An 18,189-nucleotide genomic window follows, 5' to 3' on the forward strand; every position below is an offset into this window, starting at 1 on the left:
ACAGCCCGCCGGAACCCCACCGGCGGGCTCTTCTCATCCCCGAACATCACCATCGTGAGTGGCAAACCCGTCACGATTTTGAATGGCAACCAACAGTGGTACGGCGGTGCGCGTCATAGAGCAGTCGGGGGCGCGTTCGCGGGTGTTCGACTTCGCCGATATCCACGACCGTAAAGGCCGACGGGTAGTGATCGCTGTGGGCCTGCAACGCTGGTTGGCGTCGGCCTTCGCCGCCCGGACCTCGAACCGTTCGGGGGTGACGCGGCTCGGCGCCGCTGAGGGCATCTATGCGGTGCTGTCCTGGCTGGCCCGGTTCTTCGCGGCCCAGAGCCCTCCCGTTCTGGGGCCGGGCGACGTCACCGCAGATCACGTGCGGGCGCTGTGGACGCATATGGAGGGGCGCAACAACGCCACGCAACGGGATCATCTCTACCGGCTGCGTCTGCTGTGGCGCGATGACGACCAGTTGTCGGATGAGACGCGGGCGGCACTGTACGAGCAGCCGCTGCCCGAGGTGACGGACATCGTGGATGTGCCCGCGTACGACGACGCGGGCATGCAGCGGATCATGACCGCGTTGCGGCACGACATCCGGGTGGCGCGGGACCGGGTACGGACCGGGCAGGATCTCCTGGCGCGCTACCGCGCCGGCCGGGTGCAGCCCGAGGATCCAGATCACCGACTCGTGAGCCTGCTGGACGCCTTCGACCGCACGGGGGATATTCCGCGTACGGCCAGTGGCTGGCCGGTGCTGGCGGTGAGGCAGGCGGGCGGGGTGCGCGAGATTGCCCGGTGGCTGTGCCTGAATTCCCAGGAGCTGACCGCGTTCTGCCTGCTGCTGACGGCGTTGACGGCGGAGAACTTCGGCACGGTGGCCGCGTGGCCCGCGGCGCACTACCGGCCGGACGCCGGGATCGAGGGTATCCCGGGGGTTGCCCTGGTCGAATCGTCCAAGCCCCGGCGCGGCCCGGAGCGCGAGCACATGGTGACCCCCGTGGAAGACGTGCCGGAAGACCTGGCCGCGCTCCTGGTGAACGGTGATCCAGAGCCTCGGCTTTTCCGTTCCCCGCTGCGGGTCTACCAGCTGCTCCTGGAGCTGACACAGGTGGCGCGCCGCCACTGTGGTCATGACCTGGCTCTGGCCGGGTTCCGCGCGACGGGCGCCTCTCGAGAGGGACGCTGGACGCGCGGGGCCGATGCCAAGAACATCGCCCGGTGGTCCGCTCGGCACGGCTTTCCCACCAAGGAGCCCACGATGGAGGGGGTCGAGCCGGTGGAGGCCAGACGGCTTCGGCAGACCGGAATCGAGCGCAAGCGCCGCCCGGTCGCGCACTCCCGGTCCACCATGAACGACCACTACCTGGCCCGCAGTAAGGCGGTCGTCGCCCAGTCCCGCACCGTTGTCGCGGACGCACTGCGCGCCCAGGTGGCCACGGCCCGAGAGCGGCGCAGTGTCCCCGTCCTGCCGGCCTCGCTGGTCGCCCGGGCCGCATCGGATCTGGACGGAGCGGCCCGCGAAGCAGACCTGGACCCGAAGGTTCTGCAGCGCCTGGTCACCGGCGAGCAGGACACCGTGCTGACGGGATGTATCGACCACCTCAACAGCCCGACCACGGAGCCGGGAGAGCCCTGTGCGGAATCGTTCCTGGCCTGTCTGGGATGCGAGAACGCCCGAGCACTGCCGCACCAACTGCCCTTGCAGATCGCTGCCCTGGACCAGTTGAACCTCCTGCGAGCCCACGTGGACCCGGCGACGTGGAAGGCGCGGCACGCAGTGCACCAGGAACGCCTGGAGGACCTGGTGGGCCAGTACCGCGAGTCGGAGCAGGACAAGGCACGCCGCGACCTCACCGAGCCGCAGGCACAGATGATCAATGAGCTGATGAGCGGACGGATGGACCTGCGATGACCATGCCCTTGAGCGACGGGGCGGTCGCGCCTTCACTGTTGCACCGCCTTGCGGATGTCATCGTCCTGCGCGCACGCCCGCTGTGGCACGGCATTGATCCGGTGTCGCTGTCACGGTTCGCGGACTGGACCTGGTCCCTGGCCGAGGCGCAGCCGGACCAGCACACCCAGCCCATCATGCTGTACTGGTCGACGTTCCCGTCCGTTCTGGTGGACGACTTCAAGGTGTTCACCCTCGCGGTGCTCGACTGCCCCTATCCGCCGACCCTGAGCAGGATCACGGGACTGGACCAGGCCAGCGTTGCCACGGTGCTCCTGTGGTTCAAGCGTCTCCGCGTCTTCGCGACCTGGCTGCAGCATCGCGGCGTCGCCCGGCTGCGGGACGTGACCGATCACGATCTCGACCGCTACCTCGACCACGTGCGCGCGATGCAGGCCAGCACCAACACGCGCCGTCAGCTCCTGAACGCCGTACGCGCCATCTGGGCCTACGCGCCACAGATGCCGCCAGAACACCGCATGTCCGTCACGGAACCGTGGCAGGGCCGCTCCCCCGGGGAACTGGCCGAGGACATCAAGACCGGCCGCGGCAACAAGACCCCGAGGATCGAAGCCGCCACCATGACCGCGCTGCTGGACTGGGCTCTGCGCATCGTCGAGGACATCGGCCCGGACGTCCGCGACGCATGGCGGGAATTCCGGCAGCTGTACACGGGCGACCACCTCAGCCACCGCCGGTACGACGGGCTGCCGCAGACCGAGCGGATCAAGCTCTTCCTCCAGGCCGCGCGTGAACAGGGCAAGGAGCTGCCCGGCGACCCGATGCGCCCTGGCATCATCGATTTCAAGTACTTGGCCTGCCTCATCGGGCTGCCCGCGCTGTCCAGCTCCCTGTCCGGAGCTTCCCGGTCGCTGGCCGAAGCCGCCGGGCTGCCGGTGGCCGAGGACTTCTTCATCGGCCGTATCACGGGACGGCTCGACGGCCGTCCCTGGCGGGAGCGGCCGCTCATGGTATCGGAACTCCCCGCCCTCGTCTGGGTCGTGACCGCGGCATGCTTCGTCACAGTGTCGTACTTGTCTGGTATGCGCCCGGGTGAGGTGGCCAATCTGCGTCGCGGCTGCCGGGCGGACGACGTCGAGTCCGGGGAACTGCTGCTGCTCGGGCACCGGGGCAAGGGGTATGACCGGAACGCGGCGGAGACGCAGCGGCCGCCGGCCCGTCCCTGGGCCGTCGTCAGCCCGGTGCACCAGGCCATCGCCCTGCTGGAGTCGCTGCACGAGACGGACCTGTTGTTCCCCACCCGTCTGCCGGGCAGCAGCGGGCGCAAGAGCCGCGCGGGCGCGCGGACCTGGGACACCAAGAAGACCAATACGGAGCTGAAGCGGTTGCAGGACTGGGTGAACTCCACCTTCACGTCCGTCAGCGGCACCGCTGCGATACCGCCCGACCCGGTCAAGCACCTGCACGCCTCCCGGTTCCGGCGGACCCTCGCCTACTTCATTGTGCGCCGCCCCCGCGGCCTGATTGCCGCCGCGTTGCAGTACGGCCATCTCAAGACGAAAGTGACCTTGAACTACGCCGCGAACGACGACGACTCGTGGCTCGACGACGTTGCCGTGGAACGCCTCGAGATGGTCCTGGAACAGTCCGAGGACGACTGGACCCGCCTGGAGGAGGAGCACGAGCACGTCAGCGGCCCGGCTGCCGCGGAATACCGTCGCCGCACCGCCGGCGCCGCGGCGTTCCTCGGTCGCACCGTGCGGGCACAGGCCAGTGTGAGCCGCCTCCTAGCGCAGGCGGACACCGACATCCACCACGGTGAAGCCATGACCTGCGTGCATCGTGCGGAAACCGCGGCATGCCGCAAGGAGAAGCTCCTGCTCGGGCTGCCCGCCGACGACGGACCCGATGAATCACTCTGCCGCAGCACCTGCGTCAACCTCGCCTACACCGACCGGGACATCGCCGAACACCGCGCGCGCCTGCCCGTCCTGATGACGGAAGCATGCGATCCGATGACCCCGCGCCCGCGCCGGGACCGTGCCGCCGCACAGGCCGACCAGATCCTCGCGGTCATCGAACAACACGAGACGTCGCGACCAGGAGCCGCACACACGAAGGGCGGTCAGGCGGCATGACCCGCAGGAACAGAGACCGGGATGCGGAGCGTGAGGCGATACGAGCCGCCGCGACACGTCTCCTGGCCGGCACACCCTTTCGCTCGACGGCCGGCAAACTGACAGGGACCGAGCTGATCGCCGAGTGCGGGCTACGGCGCGACATTGTCTACGGCGACCACAAGGACCTGGTGGACGAGTTCAAGGCGCGGGCCAGGGCACAGAACTTCACCCCGCAGGCCGCCCAACGCATGGCTGAGGACAACGCCGCGCTGAGGCACGCCCTGGCGAAGACCAAGGACGAACTCGCCGCGGAGCGAGAGCGGGTCCGCGCCCTCGTACGCGCCACAGCCGAACTGTCACTCGAACTCGACCAGGCGCGCGAGGAACTCGCAGCAGCTCAGCAGGTAACACGGCTGCCCGGCGCACGGGGGTGACAGCTCATGGTTTCGACGACAGGCCGCCTCGTGAACGCCTCCGCCTCCCTGCACGGGGTCGGACACCATGCGGCGTACGTCCTGCGAAAGTTGAGACGCCGCCGCACAACATGGGCCCGTCCGGGGCGCAAACCGTCACACCCTGCGCCCCGGAGCAGGAGCTACCCACCGCTAGTGCCGTTTCTCCTTCCACACCGTCACGACCGATGTTCCTGTCGGACGTCGGGCACGCCATCGCCGCCCCGGAGACCGGCGGTTGGCGGAGCCGGCAGACGCATCGTGGTGGACATGACGACTCCCACCGTGGGCCCTCCGAGGCTGGGGTGGGGAGTGGAACACCCAGTGCGCCCGAAGTGCTTGCCGTGGCTACGCTTGATCGGCGCACTGTGGCGGGCAGACCGCATACTGCGGCAGGACAGCGGCCGCACCGCCCGCGGCAGCGGGCTGGCGGACCGGTGTGCCGGGGAGTGTGGCGTGGAGCCGTTCGAGGGCGTCGGGGGCCAGGACGTAGTCGATCCAACGGCCGCGACGGCTGCAGGTGACCAGGCCCGCCGCGCGGAGCACCTTCAGGTGGTAGCTGAGGAGGTTGAGTGCGAGTGGCACCTGTTCTTGCAGGACGCAGACGCAGGCGGGGGAGTCGGCCAGCCGGTGGATGACGGCCAGGCGGGCCGGGTCGGCGACCGCGTGCAGCAGGGCTGCGGCCTCGGTGCGGTCCGGTGCGTCGGCGGTCGTGGTGGTCATGACGGTTCCGTCGGGGGTGGGGTGGTCACGATGCGGCCCTGGACGTCGCAGGTGGCGGCGAGGGTGTTGTAGACGGTGCCGTAGCGGCGCAGGTTGTGGTGGAGCAGGTCGATGCGGCGCTGGGGTTCGTTTGTGACCAGGCGCAGTTCGTAGGTGAAGCCGGTGAACTTCGGTGGGGTGTCCTGGCGTTGGGCGACGACGTCGACCTCGGCGCTGGTGTAGCGGAACGGCAGGAGCTTGCCGGAGCGGTTGAGGTTCTTCAGCAGGCAGGCGGCGAGGGACGCGGCGAGCAGTTCGGCGGGGCCGGGCTGCCCGGTCGCGGGCTGGGCCCAGGCGGTGTCGGCGGGGATGGTCTGGTCGGCCGCCTCGATGTGGGCCGGGCCGTCGGGGGTGGTGCGGCCCCGCACCCGGTAGGTGGTGCGGGCCTGGGGCGTGCTGGTGCTCATCGCCGGCCTCCGATCAGATCGGTCAGGTGGCGGCGGGGCCGCGGGACGGCGGCCGGGGTGGGGTTCCCGCTGTGCTCGGCGTCGTAGCAGGTGGTGCAGGTGATGCGGCGCGCGGGCAGCGGCCGGACCGAGGGGCCCATGCCGAGCATGCGGTACACGAGGTCGGCGGTGACGTGGGCGTGTTCGGTGCACACGGCGGCGCCGCAGTGTTGGCACACGGCCGTCGCCGGGGTGGTCCGCCCTTCCTGGGCGCAGTCGTAGCAGTTCACGGTTAACCCTTCTTTCCTTTCCTGTGTTCAGTCGGGGCCGTCGCACGGGTCGTGCGACGGCAGGCATGAGGGTCAGAACGAGATGACGGCGGCGGCTTCCCGCCCGTAGCGGGCGAAGGCGTCGCGCGCGAACTCGAGCTGGATGCCGCGCTGGGCCAGCTGGTCGGCGGCGCCGGCCGCGGCGGCGATGTTCAGGCAGGTCCTGACCGGTACGCCGCGCTCGATCAGGGCGTCGATCTGCGTGTTGAACTCCGCCCGGTCGATGTCGAGCAGGGCCTGTTCGGCGGGGCCGAAGAGGTAGACCTCCAGTTCGACGCCCCGGTCGGCGGCGACCTGGCGGATGCGTTCGGCCACGTGGGCTCCGGTGGCCAGGGAGTCCTGGTCGGCGTGGAAGATGTGGATCACCGTCTTGGGCACGGTCCCCACGTCCTTTCCTCGGGCGGGTGCTGCCCTGGTGCGGGGTCACACCAGCAACGTGATGATCTTGTAGGCGGTCATGACGACGATGAGCACGCCGAACAGCTGCTTGATGCGCTGTCCGGGTACGTAGAGGCTGGTCAGCCGGGCTCCGGCGAAGGCGCCGACGGCGCCGACGGTGAGCAGGGCGAGGGTGAGGCCGCCGTCCCACTGGGCGGTGGACAGGTGCGGCAGCAGCGCGGAGAACGACGGCGGCGTGACGGCGACCGCGTTGATCGCGGCGGCCTTCCTGGTCTCGAAGCCGGCCAGGATCAGGGTCGGCATGAGCAGGAAGCCGGGGCCGACGCCGAGCAGGCCGGAGAGCACCGAGATCGGTACCGACCAGGCCAGCGCGGCCCGGTAGTTCTCCCAGCCGGGGCGCTCCTTGACCGGGCGGAAGAGTCGGTAGGCGAGGTAACCGACGCTGAGCAGGTACACCGCCCAGATCGCCCCGGGCTCGATCACGTGCGCGAGCAGGGCGCCGAGTGGGGCGAAGGCGGTGGTCACCGCAGCCAGGCCGAGCGCGCGGCGCCAGTCGATCAGATGACTGCGGGCGAAGCCGAACGCGGCGAACGCCGCGGTGATGCCGTTGAGCAGCAGGCTCAGCGGCTGCACCTGGTCCACCAGGTTCGACATGAACAGGCCCAGGAACGGTACCGCGGCGAAGGCGACGCCCAGACCGAGCATCCCGGACACCACGGACAGCACGAGCAGTCCGCCCACCATGGCGAGCACGGCACCGTCCATCGGACACCTCCGGTGTCACTTCAACGAACGTTGAAGTGACACTTCGATGCTCCATCGGGCGCCGGGGCCGCGGGAGAGTCGCAGGTCCTCGGTGCAGGGCCGCCCGGCCCCGAAATTCCGTGGCCGTGTGGCCCACGGAGGAGGGAAGACGGGCCGGGAATATGACGCTGCCCGGGCGGTCGAAGACTGCCCGGGCAGGCGGGTGAGCGGGGTGGGGCCTACCGGTGCTTCTCCTTCCACACCGTCACGACCGACGGCCGCGGAATGCTCCCCGGCCCGTCCGGCCAGTGCGACGCCGGGTTTTCCGCGGTTGCGCCGGTGGTCTCGCCCGGGTGCTGGGCAGCGACCAGGATGCGGTCCTCGGTGATGATCGGGCCGCAGGTCTCCGCTCCCTTGGGCACGGTCAGGAACTGCTGCACATGCCCGCGCTCGGCGCCCTTGACCGGGACGGCGAACAGGCCGTCGTTCGAGCCCAGGGCGTTGCCGTCGGTGGCGATCCACAAGTTGCCGTGGGCGTCGAAGGCGACGTTGTCGGGGCAGGAGATCGGGCTGACCTGGGTCTTGTCGAAGCCGGCGAAGTACGTTGACGGGTCGTCGGGGTCGCCGCACACCAGCATCAGGCGCCAGGCGAAGGACGTCGACGCCGCATCGCCGCGCTTCTCCTCCAGCTCCAGGATGTGGCCGTGCTTGTTGCCGATGCGCGGGTTGGCCTCGTCAGGACCCGTCTTGCCGGCGGCGCCGCGGTCGGAGTTGTTGGTCAGGGCGACGTAGACGCGGCCGGTGGTCGGGTGGGGCTCGACGTCCTCGGGGCGGTCCATCTTCGTGGCGCCCGCCTTGTCGGCGGCCAGGCGGGTGAAGACGTAGACCTCCTCGGCATTCATCCCGGGCACGTGCGACACGTTGCCCGTAGCGAGCGGAATCCACTCGCCCGAGCCGTCGAACTCCCCGTCGCTCGGCAGCTTTCCGGTGCCGTCGATCTCCGTGGCCGGGCTGTCGCCAGTGAACTTGGCGACGTACAGGGTACCTTCGTCGAGGAGCGTGAGGTTGTGCTCGCGGGCGGTTCGGCTGTCGCCCTTCTTGTACGTCTTGGTGGAGACGTACTTGTAGAGGTAGTCGAAGCGTTCGTCGTCGCCCATGTAGAGGGCGACCCGGCCGTCGCGGGTCAGGCGTGGCTCGGCGGCCTCGTGCTTGAAGCGGCCGAGCGCGGTGCGCTTGCGCGGGGTCGAGGTCGGGTCGTACGGGTCGATCTCCACGACCCAGCCGAAGCGGTTGGGCTCGTTGGGCTCCTTGCCGATGTCGAAGCGGTCGTCGAACCGCTCCCACTTGCGGGTGCTGGCGCCGGCAGGGAGGCCGTAGCGGGCCAGGCGCGCCTTCGCGACCGGGTCGGTGATCGTGGCGGCGTTGCCGAAATACTGGTTGAAGTTCTCCTCGCCGGTCAGCACGGTGCCCCACGGGGTGATGCCGCCGCCGCAGTTGTTCAGGGTGCCCAGGACCGTGCGGCCGATGGGGTCGGCGTTCGTCTTGAGCAGGTCGCTGCCTGCCGCCGGGCCGGTGAAGCGGATCGGTGTGGTGGCGGTGATACGGCGGTTCAGCGCGTCGCCGGTCACCGGCCACAGGCGGCCGGAGCAGTCGTCCGCGCGGACCACCAGGACGGTCAGGCCGTGCGCGGCCCAGGCGATCTCGACCTGGTCCCGGGTCGGAGTGGCCGGGACGTACCCGAAGAACATGATCTCTTCGTTGGTGTACTCGTGGTTGACCACGAGCAGTTGGTGACCGCGGCGGGGCGCGTCGAGCAGGGCCATGTAATCGGCGTTGTATCCGAACTGCCCCGCCTGCGCCTTCGAACTCTGGTTGCGGGTGTCGAAGCGGGGGGCGCCGGCGAGGACCGGGTCGCCCCAGCGGATGACGACCTGCTGGGCGTAGCCGTCGGGAATCGTCACGGCGTCCGCCGTGTTCGGGGCGACCGGCTCGAAGTCGAGGCCGCGCGGCGGGCGGCCCCCGGCGGACGGCGCCGCAGCGGCCGGCGTGGTCGCGAGTGTCGCCCCGCCGGCGGCCAGTGCGAGCACGGCGCCGCCCTTGAAGACGCCTCTGCGGGACAGGGCCCGCTGTACGACGTCACCGAAGTACGGATTGAGCGAGCGGTTGGGCGCCTCGTGGGAGCAGGCGTTGCCACAGCGGTATTCGCAGGTCAGGGCGGACCGGGCGGTGTTGTGGCCGGTGGGCAGCAGGGGCAGGTCGGGCACAGTTCCTCCACGCATTCGGGTGCGGACGCGAGGCCACCGGTGTATAGGTGGATGTCGATGCATGACGCTAGGCGGGCTCCGGGCGTACCGAAGCGGCTGAACGGTGAACTCCGTTCGAACTCTGACCGGCACCCCGCCCTGTGCGCCCGCTCCGGTTCCGGAATGTCCGCCGTCACTTTAATCAAGATCGACCTATATAGATGGCGGGCTATAGTTCATACAGGAGGGGTTTCCCGTACACCGTCCGTTCATATAGTCAGACTTCGATCCAAGGTGTCAGAACGGAGCGCACAGCGCACCGGTCCATCCGCCGGAGCACCCGGCAGACACGAGGGTCGAGAGTCGTGAACATTTCCCTGTCATTGCGTCGGGCCAAGGCTCCTCTGGCTCTGACGGCGGTCGTCATGCTGGCCGCGAGCGCGTGTGGCGGTGCTGACGCGGGCTCCGGGAGCAGCGACGGTGACAAGCTGGCCGGGACGATCAAGGTCGACGGTTCCAGCACGGTGGCTCCGCTGTCCACGGCAGCGGCCCAGCTCTTCCAGCAGGAGAACTCCGGGGTCAAGGTCACAGTCGGCACGTCCGGTACCGGTGGCGGCTTCGAGAAGTTCTGCGCCGGCGAGACCGACATCTCCGACGCCTCCCGTCCGATCAAGGACGAGGAGAAGGCCGCGTGCGAGAAGGAGGGCATCAAGTACGAGGAGTTCCAGGTCGCCAACGACGGTCTGTCGGTCGTGGTCAGCAAGGACAACGACTGGGCCGACTGCCTCACGGTCGAGCAGCTGAAGAAGATCTGGGAGCCCGGTTCCAAGGTGAACAACTGGAACCAGGTCGACTCCAAGTTCCCGGACCAGAAGCTGGAGCTGTTCGGCGCGGGCACCGACTCGGGCACCTTCGACTACTTCACGCAGGCCATCAACGGTGAAGAGGGCGCCTCCCGCACGGACTACTCGCCGAGCGAGGACGACAACGTAACCGTCCAGGGAGTGTCCGGTTCCAAGGGCGGCATGGGCTACTTCGGCCTGTCCTACTACGAGGAGAACCAGGACAAGCTGAAGGTCCTGAAGATCGACGGTGGTGACGGCTGCGTCGCGCCCGACACCAAGACGGTGCAGGAGGGCACGTACAAGCCGCTGTCGCGCCCGCTGTTCATCTACCCGAAGGCGTCCTCGCTGGACAAGGCCGAGGTCGAGGCGTTCGTCGAGTTCTACGTCGAGAACAACAAGAGCATCGCCGAGAAGTCCCTGTTCGTGCCGCTCAACTCCACCCAGGAGACCGAGCTGCAGAAGGACCTTGACACCCTCAAGGCCGCGCACAAGTCATGAGCTCATCCGTCACCGGGCGGCAGACCGCTTCAGGAGGCCCCGGCTTCCTGAAGCGGTCCCAGCCGCGCTACGGCGAGAAGGCCATCAAGGTCCTCCTGGTGGCCGCCTCTCTGGTCTCGGTGCTGACCACCATCGGCATCGTCATCGCCCTCATCCCGCCGGCCGCCGAGTTCTTCTCCAAGGTGAACTTCGCCGAGTTCATCACCGGAACCAACTGGGCGCCCCTGTTCAAGCCGCCGCACTTCGGCGTGATCCCGCTGGTCACCGGCACCCTGATGGTCACCCTCATCGCGCTGCTGGTGGCCGTCCCGCTCGGCCTGGGCGCGGCGGTGTACCTGAGCGAGTACGCCAGGCCCCGCGTGCGCAGCGTCTTCAAGCCGATGCTGGAGGTGCTCGCGGGCATCCCCACCGTCGTCTACGGCTTCTTCGCCCTGAAGGCGCTCACGCCGCTGCTGCAGGACGTCTGGCCGGTCGGGGACCCGCCGCAGGTCTTCAACGCCCTGTCGGCCGGCTTCGTCATGGGCATCATGATCATCCCGACGATCGCCTCGCTTGCCGAGGACTCCATGGCAGCCGTGCCGCGCGCCCTGCGCGACGGCGCCTACGGGCTGGGCTCCTCCAAGATGCAGGTCTCCACGCGAGTGGTCTTCCCGGCCGCGCTCTCGGGCATCGTCGCCGCCGTCGTGCTCGGCATCTCCCGCGCGCTGGGCGAGACGATGATCGTGGCCGTGGCCGCGGGCGGACGTCCCAACCTGTCCTTCAACCCGCTCGAAGGCATGCAGACGATGACCGCGTTCATCGCGGCGGCCGGCATCGGCGATCTGCCGACCGGTTCCACCGGCTACCAGACGATCTTCGCGGTGGGCTCCCTGCTGTTCGTGATGACGCTGGTGATGAACCTGGTCAGCATTCGCCTGGTGCGCAAGTACCGGGAGGTGTACGAGTGATGAGTTCCGACGTCATCGACAAGGCCCCCGTCACCCCCGGGGTGCCCCGTCTGAAGGGCAAGGGCAAGCCCTGGCGGGAGCAGTTCTTCGAGCTCAGCCTGTGGGCGTCCCTCGCCGTGGGCGTGATCTTCCTCGTCTCCCTCCTCGCCTACGTCCTGGCCGAGGGCTGGCCGCGCCTGGACTCGCGGATCTGGTCGAACTTCCCGGACATCATCGACCCGACCAACGCCGGCGCCCAGTCGGCGATCATGGGAACGGTCTGGGTCATCGCCTTCACGGCTATCTACTGCCTGCCGACCGGTATCCTCACGGCGATCTACCTGGAGGAGTACGCCGACCCCACGCGCTGGTGGAACCGGATCGTCGAGATCAACATCCAGAACCTGGCGGCCGTCCCGTCGATCGTCTACGGCATCCTCGGCCTCGGTGTCATCTCCCGCGGCCTGGGCTTCGGCCAGACGGTCATGACCGCCTCGCTCACCCTGTCGCTGCTGGTCCTGCCCACCGTGATCATCGCGTCCCGGGAGGCGGTCCGCGCCGTACCGCAGTCGATCCGGCAGGCGTCCCTGGCGCTGGGCGCGACGCAGTGGCAGACCATCTGGCGCCAGGTGCTCCCGGCCGCCGTGCCTGGGATGGCGACCGGCTCGATCCTCGCCCTGTCCCGCGCGATCGGCGAGGCGGCCCCGCTGCTGCTGCTGGGCGGGCTGACCTTCATCACGTTCAACCCCACCGGTGTGCAGAGCCAGTTCACCGTCCTGCCGATCCAGATCTTCAACTGGATCAGCCAGTCGCGCGCCGAGTTCACCGCGCTCGCCGCCTCGGCGATCGTCATCCTGCTGGTGATCCTGCTGGCGATGAACTCCGTCGCGATCTGGCTCCGCAACCGCTACTCCCGCCGGTGGTGACCGCCATGACCACTATCCACCCCACCGACCAGCTCCCCGAGCCCGGCCAGGAGGCCGCCATGTCCCAGCCCTCCGATGCCGCCGGCGGCACCCGGACCCCTCAGGTCTCCTACCGCCAGGCGCCGTCCCTGACCAGCCCGGTCTTCGACGTCAGCAGCCTGTCCGTGTTCTACGGCGACCACGAGGCCGTCCGTGACGTCAACATGACGATCGGGCAGCGCCAGATCACCGCGATGATCGGCCCCTCGGGCTGCGGCAAGTCCACCGTGATCCGCTGCTTCAACCGCATGAACGACCTGGTGCCCACCGCCCGCGTGGCCGGGAAGATCCGCTACCACAACGAGGACCTGTACGGCCGTGACGTCGACCCGATCGAGGTCCGGCGCCGTATCGGCATGGTCTTCCAGAAGCCCAACCCGTTCCCGAAGTCGATCTACGACAACATCGCGTACGGGCCGCGGGTGGGCGGCTTCAAGGGCAACCTCGACGACCTCGTCGAGGAGACTCTGACCCACGCGGCGCTGTGGGAGGAGGTCAAGGACAAGCTGAAGACCTCCGCTCTCGCGCTGTCCGGCGGTCAGCAGCAGCGGCTGTGCATCGCCCGCACCATCGCGGTCAAGCCGGAGGTGATCCTCATGGACGAGCCCTGCTCGGCGCTGGACCCGATCGCCACCGCGAAGATCGAGGACCTCATGGAGCACCTCGCCCAGGAGTTCACGATCGTCGTCGTCACGCACAACATGCAGCAGGCCGCACGCGTCTCACACCGCACGGCCTTCTTCACCGCGGACGTCGACGACAAGGGCGTACGCCACGGCCGCCTGGTCGAGTACGACGAGACCGAGCGGATCTTCTCCAACCCCTCCGACCAGCGCACCGAGGACTACATCTCCGGACGCTTCGGCTGAGTCGATGCCCCCTTTGACGTCCGCCCCTTTGCGCGCTACCCGTGAAGGAGTTCTACGGGTGACACCCGAGGCACACCCGCCACCGGCGACCGCGGCCAGCGGTTCCTCCGGCGGCCCAGACGACGGCAAGAGCCCCGACCTGCTCCTGGTCGAGCCCGACGGGGAACTCGCCGCCAAGGCCCTGGCCCGATTCGAGGGCGCGGGCATCCGCACCCATGTCTGCCACGACGGCGCCGAGGCGCTGCTGCAGGCCGGTGCGCTCCATCCGCGCGCGGTGCTGCTCGGCGCCCCGCTGCCGGTGGTGGACGCGGCGCGGGTCACCGAGCTGATCGCCCGGCTCCACCCGGTGCCGGTCCTGGTGGGAGCCGGGCCCGACGGGGCGGCGGAGGCGACGGCGGCGGTGGCGGCCGGCGCGATCGCCTTCGTCGCCCGCCCCTACCGGATCGAGGAGATCGCTCCCCTGCTCCGGGCCGGACGCGGCGAGGGCGACAGCTCGGCCGCTCCGTTGAAGGTCGGTGACATCGAGCTTGATCCGGCAGGCTTTCACGTCTATGTCCGCGGGCGTTCCCTGCAGTTGCCGGTCCGTGAATTCCTGCTGCTGCGCTACTTCATGGAACGCCCCAACAAGGTCATCAGCCGCACCGAGCTGACCCAGGCCCTGTGGGGCACGGACACGCCGGAGAGCAACACCCTCACCGTGCACGTGCGCCGGGTGCGCACCAAGCTGAAGGAGGAAGGGGAGAGCTGCTGCACCATCGACGCGATCCGCGGGATGGGATACCGGCTGGAGTGCGGCACCGGGTGCCAGCCGAAGACCACCTCGACGGCGTAAGGACCGGCGGTGAACGGAGGGCCGGAGGAGGACTCCTACATCGACCTGCCTGTGTGGGCCACCCGCTATCCCCGCTGGGGCACCGTCCACGGCCGGCACCACATCCCGACGGTCGGCACACTCTTCCACCGCAAGCCGTGGTACTCCGCGACGGTCCGCGTCCGGTTCCTGGCCACCGGCCAGGCCCAGTGGCAGACCTTCACCACCGACCCGAACACCTTGATGGAGATCATCACCGCAGGGACTCTGGCCGAGGCCCGGACGCTGATCTCCCTGTGCCTGACCGACGCGGGAACGTGAGAGTGGGTGGCTTCACAGACTCCGGCCGACGGGCTGCTTGGCGGTGCCCCGTCGGCCGGCTCACTTCACCGGCTCACCCGTGTTCCCGCGACCAGGCTTGGATCGCCGCCTGCACCGCGTCCCAGGGGGAGCCCAGCGACGGGGTGCAGGAAAGATCGAGGTCGCTGACGCCGTCCATGCTCATACCGTGGAACAGCGCGGTCGCGTAGGTGTCGACGCGCTTGGCGATCTCGGCGGTACGGCGCCCGACGAGCTGGGCGCCCAGCAGCAGTCCGCTGCCGCGATCCCCGGTGACGCGGGCCGCGATCGGCGTGGCGCCCGGGTAGTACGCCTTGTGGTCGTCCGCGGCGCTGGCGGTGGTCACCGGCATCCAGCCCCGCTCCGCCGCCAGGGCCTCGTGCTCGCGCAGCCCGGTCCGCGCGGCCACCAGGTCGAAGACCTTCACCATCTGCGTGCCCAGGCTCCCGGCGAAGCACCGGTCACCGCCGAGCGCGTTCTCGCCCGCCACCCGCCCCTGCTTGTGCGCGGTGGTGCCCAGCGGCAACCAGGTCGTGCCAGCAGCCGGTGGTGGGTGACGACGCAGTCCCCGGCGGCGTACGCCCCCGGCAGGGAGGCCCGCATCCATTCGTCTGCCGCGATGGCGCCGCGCAAGCCGAGTTCGGCGCCCGCTTCGGCGGCAGGCGCGGTGTCGGGGCGTACACCGACGACGACCAGGACGAGGTCGACGAGACGGGTCACGGACTCGCCGTCCGCACTGGCGGCCTCCACCCGCAGCCGGCCGTCGGCCTCCCGGGAGACGGCCTTGACGGTGGTGCCGGTCAGCACCTCGACACCGTGCTCGACGAGCTCGGCCCGCACTGTGTGAAACTGGCGATACGCGCCAACGGGGGCAATGGGATGGTCTTGAAGGGTCCCTACCCGGTGACGAGGAGGAGGATGCCGGAGGCGACCAGTCCGACCTCGATGAGTACGACGAAGACGGGGACGGGGAGCCGGTCGACGATCTTCTTCCCGGCCCAGGCGCCGGCGGTGGAGGCGGGCGCGAGGGCCAGGCCGATCAGAGCACTGGTGGCGGTCAGGACGGCGGCGGCGCCGAAGACGACGAGCTTGACCAGGTGCATCACCACCGCGGCGGCGGCCTCGGTACCGATATAGGCGCCGCGGACCAGGCCGCGGGCGAGGAAGAACGGGGCGACCATCGGCCCGACGGAGCCGACCAGCGCGGAGCCGAAGCCGGAGGCCGCGCCGACGGCGGCGAACGCGGCATCGTCCAGCCGGGCGGCCTTCGGGCGCCAGCGCCGCCAGACGACCATGACCAGCAGGAAGACGCCTATGACGCGGGTGAGGGCGGGCAGCGGCGCCGAGGTGAACAGCACCGCCCCAGCTGCGGCGGCGGGCACGGCGCCGAGGGCGAAGATGCCGACCAGGCGGCGGTCGACCTCGGTTCGGTTGAACCACACCCGGCTGCCGTTGCTCGCCAGCTGGGCGACGGTGAGGATGGCGACCGCGTCGCGGGGGCCGAAAACGGCCAGGAACACCGGCAGGAGCAGCACTCCTCCGCCGAACCCGGCCACCGCGGACAGTGCTGCGGTACCGAACGCCGCAGCCATGACCGCCAGGATCGTCAATGCCTCACTCACCCGCACATCATCGCTACCGGCCTGGCCGCCGCCGGTCCCGGGTCCGCTCAGGCCGGGGCTTCGGGCGCGTCCTCGATGATCGCGCAGACGGTGACGGGCTGGTCGCCGGTGCAGCCGGAGGCTCGCTCCCGGGTGTCGGCGAGGGTTTCACGAAGGGCCAACAGCTCGGCCACGGTGGCGTCGAGCTCGGCGATCCGGGTGTCGAGCAGGTCACGGACGGTGGCACAGGGCGGAATGCCGCCGTTGCGAATGGCGAGGACGGTATGGATGTCGTCCAGGTGCAGGCCCAGGGTGCGGGCCCGGCGGATGAAGGTCAGCAGTTCGACGTCACCCTGGCTGTAGAGCCGGTAGCCGGCCGTGGTCCGCTCGGCGGCGGGCAGCAGGCCCTTGGCCTCGTACACGCGCATCGCCTTGCGCGTCAGGCCCGCCGCCCGGGCGGCCTGCCCAATGGTCAGTTGCCGTGGCATCATGTCGGCCTCCTCCCTCCCAGTGTTGACCCGGCCCCAGGGGCCGGGTTCTAGCCTCGCAGGCGTACGGATGGAATGCGACGAGAGAGGTGATGACCATGCCGTTCCGTGAGGGTGAGGTCTTCCGCTGCCCGGAGTCGGACTGCGGGTGCGAGCTGACCGTGACCAAGGCAGCTCCGCCCGCCTGCACGGGCCAGCATGATGCGCCGACGTGCTGCTGTGGCAAGACCATGGTCAAGAAGTCCGCGTAGGCGCCCGCCGGGCCCGCGCGCCCGGCGATGCTGAGCGGAGCCGTGCCGGTGGCGTTCCCCCGTGCCACCGGCACGGCCTTCGTACGTCCCGGCTCAGCCCGGGCCGTCGGCTGCGCCGTCCTCGGCGAGGACGCGGTAGGCGGTGGCGACCGAGGGGAGCTGTCCCTCGTTCTTGCACGAGGGGATGACGAGCTTGCTCGCGATCTGCGGGACGTCGACGCGCACCTCTATGCCGGTGGCCGCGAGGTCGGCGGCGGTGCGGTGGGCGAGGCTGGTCCAGGGCGCGACCTCGCCGGAGATGTAGCAGGGGGATGCCGCAGATGGAGAAGTTGGGGTAGGCGTCGGCCACGACCACGGTGGCCTCACTGGCCGGGTCGAGCTCCCGGGCGCGAAGGGCGGCGCTGATGCCGGTATCGCTGCCGCCGACGGCGATCCACACGGGTCACGGAAGGGGCCTCCTGGAAGTGGCGATCTGCGCGCCTACGACCGTACAAACCGCCCCGCACCTGGGCAACTCACGTCCGGTGAACCCTTGCCGGCAAGAGTTCACCCACCAGTACGGCGACACGGTTAGCGAGGGCGTCCCGTACCGCTCGCGCGCTTTCGATGTCCAGGCCGCTCAGGTCCGGCAGGTCCCAGTCCAGATAGCGGCGCCCGGGCCGGACGGGGCAGGCGTCGCCGCAGCCCAGCGTGACGACGACGTCGGCGGCGGTGACGACTTCGCGGGTCAGCGGCTTGGGGAACTCCTCGTCCGCGCTCATGCCCTGCTCGGCGAGCAGCCGGAGCACGACCGGGGCGATCTCCGAGCCGGGCTCGGAACCGGCCGTCAGCACCCGGATCCCGTCCCCGGCCCGGTGCCGCAGCAGCGCGGCGGCCAGCTGCGAACGCCCCGCGTTCTCCGTGCACACGAACAGCACCTCGGGCACCGGCTTCGGTGACAGCCCCATGCCGCGGGCCAGGGCGCCGAGCCGCTGGTCGGCGAACCGCTCGACCAGGACCGGAAGGTGGGTGGCGACGCGCGCCCTCGCCGACAGCGCCCAGGAGCACTCCTCGACGTACCGCTCCACGGTCTCCCGGGAGAAGGCCCTGCCGTGGCGTACGGCAAGGCGGGCCGTGATGCGTCCGAGCACGGGATCGATGTCCCGCAGAGGCGGTGCTGCTCGGCGGCCTCGGCCGAGAGGGCTTTGCTCGTCCATGGGGCGGCTCCTCGGTCTGCGGCTCCCAACACCGCTCTCACCACGAATAATAGGTG

General features: G+C 69.7%; 22 protein-coding genes. 10 read left to right on the top strand and 12 right to left on the bottom strand.

Annotated features, from left to right (window positions below; all coding sequences use genetic code 11):
* The first annotated feature begins 82 nt into the window (after positions 1–82).
* The 3 genes from ACIRD7_RS09430 to ACIRD7_RS09440 are packed head-to-tail and all read left to right on the top strand — an operon-like array spanning position 83 to position 4,463.
* Entirely contained in the window at positions 83–1,909 is a 1,827-nt protein-coding gene (locus ACIRD7_RS09430) for a hypothetical protein (protein WP_403451768.1), read from the top strand.
* Complete coding sequence (locus tag ACIRD7_RS09435) at positions 1,906–4,047, top strand: site-specific integrase (RefSeq protein ID WP_403451770.1); 2,142 nt, start codon at positions 1,906–1,908, stop codon at positions 4,045–4,047. Before ACIRD7_RS09430 ends, ACIRD7_RS09435 begins: the two co-directional genes overlap by 4 nt.
* Positions 4,044–4,463: a hypothetical protein gene (locus ACIRD7_RS09440; RefSeq protein ID WP_403451772.1), complete on the top strand. Its 420-nt coding sequence runs from the start codon at positions 4,044–4,046 to the stop codon at positions 4,461–4,463. The genes ACIRD7_RS09435 and ACIRD7_RS09440 overlap by 4 nt, the downstream gene beginning before the upstream one ends.
* 366 nt (positions 4,464–4,829) lie before the next feature.
* Here ACIRD7_RS09440 and ACIRD7_RS09445 read toward each other — a convergent pair whose 3' ends face one another.
* The 6 genes from ACIRD7_RS09445 to ACIRD7_RS09470 form a co-directional block, all read right to left on the bottom strand.
* Positions 4,830–5,204 (bottom strand): ArsR/SmtB family transcription factor, encoded by a 375-nt coding sequence (locus ACIRD7_RS09445; RefSeq protein ID WP_403451774.1) that lies wholly within the window; start codon positions 5,202–5,204, stop codon positions 4,830–4,832.
* Entirely contained in the window at positions 5,201–5,650 is a 450-nt protein-coding gene (locus tag ACIRD7_RS09450; RefSeq protein WP_403451776.1) for an OsmC family protein, read from the bottom strand. The genes ACIRD7_RS09445 and ACIRD7_RS09450 overlap by 4 nt, the downstream gene beginning before the upstream one ends.
* A complete protein-coding gene (locus ACIRD7_RS09455; protein ID WP_403451777.1) occupies positions 5,647–5,919 on the bottom strand; it encodes a DUF2180 family protein in 273 nt (90 codons plus the stop codon). Before ACIRD7_RS09455 ends, ACIRD7_RS09450 begins: the two co-directional genes overlap by 4 nt.
* 72 nt (positions 5,920–5,991) lie before the next feature.
* The gene (locus ACIRD7_RS09460; RefSeq protein WP_403451779.1) at positions 5,992–6,345 is read right to left on the bottom strand and encodes a hypothetical protein; all 354 of its coding nucleotides are present in this window, start codon (positions 6,343–6,345) and stop codon (positions 5,992–5,994) included.
* Between the two features lie 36 nt (positions 6,346–6,381).
* The gene (locus tag ACIRD7_RS09465; protein WP_403451780.1) at positions 6,382–7,122 is read right to left on the bottom strand and encodes a sulfite exporter TauE/SafE family protein; all 741 of its coding nucleotides are present in this window, start codon (positions 7,120–7,122) and stop codon (positions 6,382–6,384) included.
* A gap of 218 nt (positions 7,123–7,340) precedes the next feature.
* Positions 7,341–9,365 (bottom strand): PhoX family protein, encoded by a 2,025-nt coding sequence (locus ACIRD7_RS09470; protein WP_403451782.1) that lies wholly within the window; start codon positions 9,363–9,365, stop codon positions 7,341–7,343.
* 344 nt (positions 9,366–9,709) lie between these two features.
* Between ACIRD7_RS09470 and ACIRD7_RS09475 the strand changes: the two genes are divergently transcribed.
* From ACIRD7_RS09475 to ACIRD7_RS09500, 6 genes are read left to right on the top strand one after another with little or no spacing between them, the layout of a single operon-like run.
* On the top strand, positions 9,710–10,687 hold the full coding sequence (locus ACIRD7_RS09475; protein WP_403451783.1) for a phosphate ABC transporter substrate-binding protein PstS family protein: 978 nt from the start codon (positions 9,710–9,712) through the stop codon (positions 10,685–10,687).
* On the top strand, positions 10,684–11,634 hold the full coding sequence (gene pstC / locus ACIRD7_RS09480; RefSeq protein ID WP_403451785.1) for a phosphate ABC transporter permease subunit PstC: 951 nt from the start codon (positions 10,684–10,686) through the stop codon (positions 11,632–11,634). Before ACIRD7_RS09475 ends, pstC begins: the two co-directional genes overlap by 4 nt.
* Positions 11,634–12,539 carry a phosphate ABC transporter permease PstA gene (pstA, locus tag ACIRD7_RS09485; protein WP_403451787.1) on the top strand — a complete coding sequence of 302 codons (906 nt, stop codon included), beginning with the start codon at positions 11,634–11,636 and terminating at the stop codon, positions 12,537–12,539. The genes pstC and pstA overlap by 1 nt, the downstream gene beginning before the upstream one ends.
* A 59-nt stretch (positions 12,540–12,598) precedes the next feature.
* Positions 12,599–13,447 carry a phosphate ABC transporter ATP-binding protein PstB gene (gene pstB, locus ACIRD7_RS09490; RefSeq protein ID WP_403453046.1) on the top strand — a complete coding sequence of 283 codons (849 nt, stop codon included), beginning with the start codon at positions 12,599–12,601 and terminating at the stop codon, positions 13,445–13,447.
* Between the two features lie 58 nt (positions 13,448–13,505).
* Complete coding sequence (locus ACIRD7_RS09495; protein WP_403451788.1) at positions 13,506–14,279, top strand: winged-helix domain-containing protein; 774 nt, start codon at positions 13,506–13,508, stop codon at positions 14,277–14,279.
* 9 nt (positions 14,280–14,288) lie between these two features.
* A complete protein-coding gene (locus ACIRD7_RS09500; protein WP_403451790.1) occupies positions 14,289–14,579 on the top strand; it encodes a hypothetical protein in 291 nt (96 codons plus the stop codon).
* Positions 14,580–14,652: 73 nt separating this feature from the next.
* Here the strand turns inward: ACIRD7_RS09500 and ACIRD7_RS09505 are convergent, their stop codons facing one another.
* From ACIRD7_RS09505 to ACIRD7_RS09520, 4 genes are read right to left on the bottom strand one after another with little or no spacing between them, the layout of a single operon-like run.
* The gene (locus ACIRD7_RS09505) at positions 14,653–15,087 is read right to left on the bottom strand and encodes a hypothetical protein (RefSeq protein WP_403451792.1); all 435 of its coding nucleotides are present in this window, start codon (positions 15,085–15,087) and stop codon (positions 14,653–14,655) included.
* Positions 15,021–15,437, bottom strand: a complete 417-nt coding sequence (locus ACIRD7_RS09510) for an FAD-dependent oxidoreductase (RefSeq protein WP_403451794.1) — start codon at positions 15,435–15,437, stop codon at positions 15,021–15,023. The genes ACIRD7_RS09505 and ACIRD7_RS09510 overlap by 67 nt, the downstream gene beginning before the upstream one ends.
* Positions 15,438–15,493: 56 nt before the next feature.
* Positions 15,494–16,219 (bottom strand): sulfite exporter TauE/SafE family protein, encoded by a 726-nt coding sequence (locus ACIRD7_RS09515; protein WP_403451795.1) that lies wholly within the window; start codon positions 16,217–16,219, stop codon positions 15,494–15,496.
* A 47-nt stretch (positions 16,220–16,266) separates the two neighbouring features.
* Positions 16,267–16,689: a MerR family DNA-binding protein gene (locus tag ACIRD7_RS09520; protein ID WP_403451796.1), complete on the bottom strand. Its 423-nt coding sequence runs from the start codon at positions 16,687–16,689 to the stop codon at positions 16,267–16,269.
* 95 nt (positions 16,690–16,784) lie between these two features.
* Between ACIRD7_RS09520 and ACIRD7_RS09525 the strand changes: the two genes are divergently transcribed.
* Complete coding sequence (locus ACIRD7_RS09525) at positions 16,785–16,937, top strand: hypothetical protein (protein ID WP_403451797.1); 153 nt, start codon at positions 16,785–16,787, stop codon at positions 16,935–16,937.
* Positions 16,938–17,030: 93 nt separating this feature from the next.
* Here ACIRD7_RS09525 and ACIRD7_RS09530 read toward each other — a convergent pair whose 3' ends face one another.
* Positions 17,031–17,303: a hypothetical protein gene (locus tag ACIRD7_RS09530; protein ID WP_403451799.1), complete on the bottom strand. Its 273-nt coding sequence runs from the start codon at positions 17,301–17,303 to the stop codon at positions 17,031–17,033.
* 149 nt (positions 17,304–17,452) lie between these two features.
* A complete protein-coding gene (locus ACIRD7_RS09535) occupies positions 17,453–18,133 on the bottom strand; it encodes a three-helix bundle dimerization domain-containing protein (protein WP_403451800.1) in 681 nt (226 codons plus the stop codon).
* Positions 18,134–18,189: the final 56 nt, after the last annotated feature.

The sequence above is a fragment of the Streptomyces sp. NPDC093568 genome, from assembly GCF_044764945.1.
Lineage (GTDB): Bacteria > Actinomycetota > Actinomycetes > Streptomycetales > Streptomycetaceae > Streptomyces.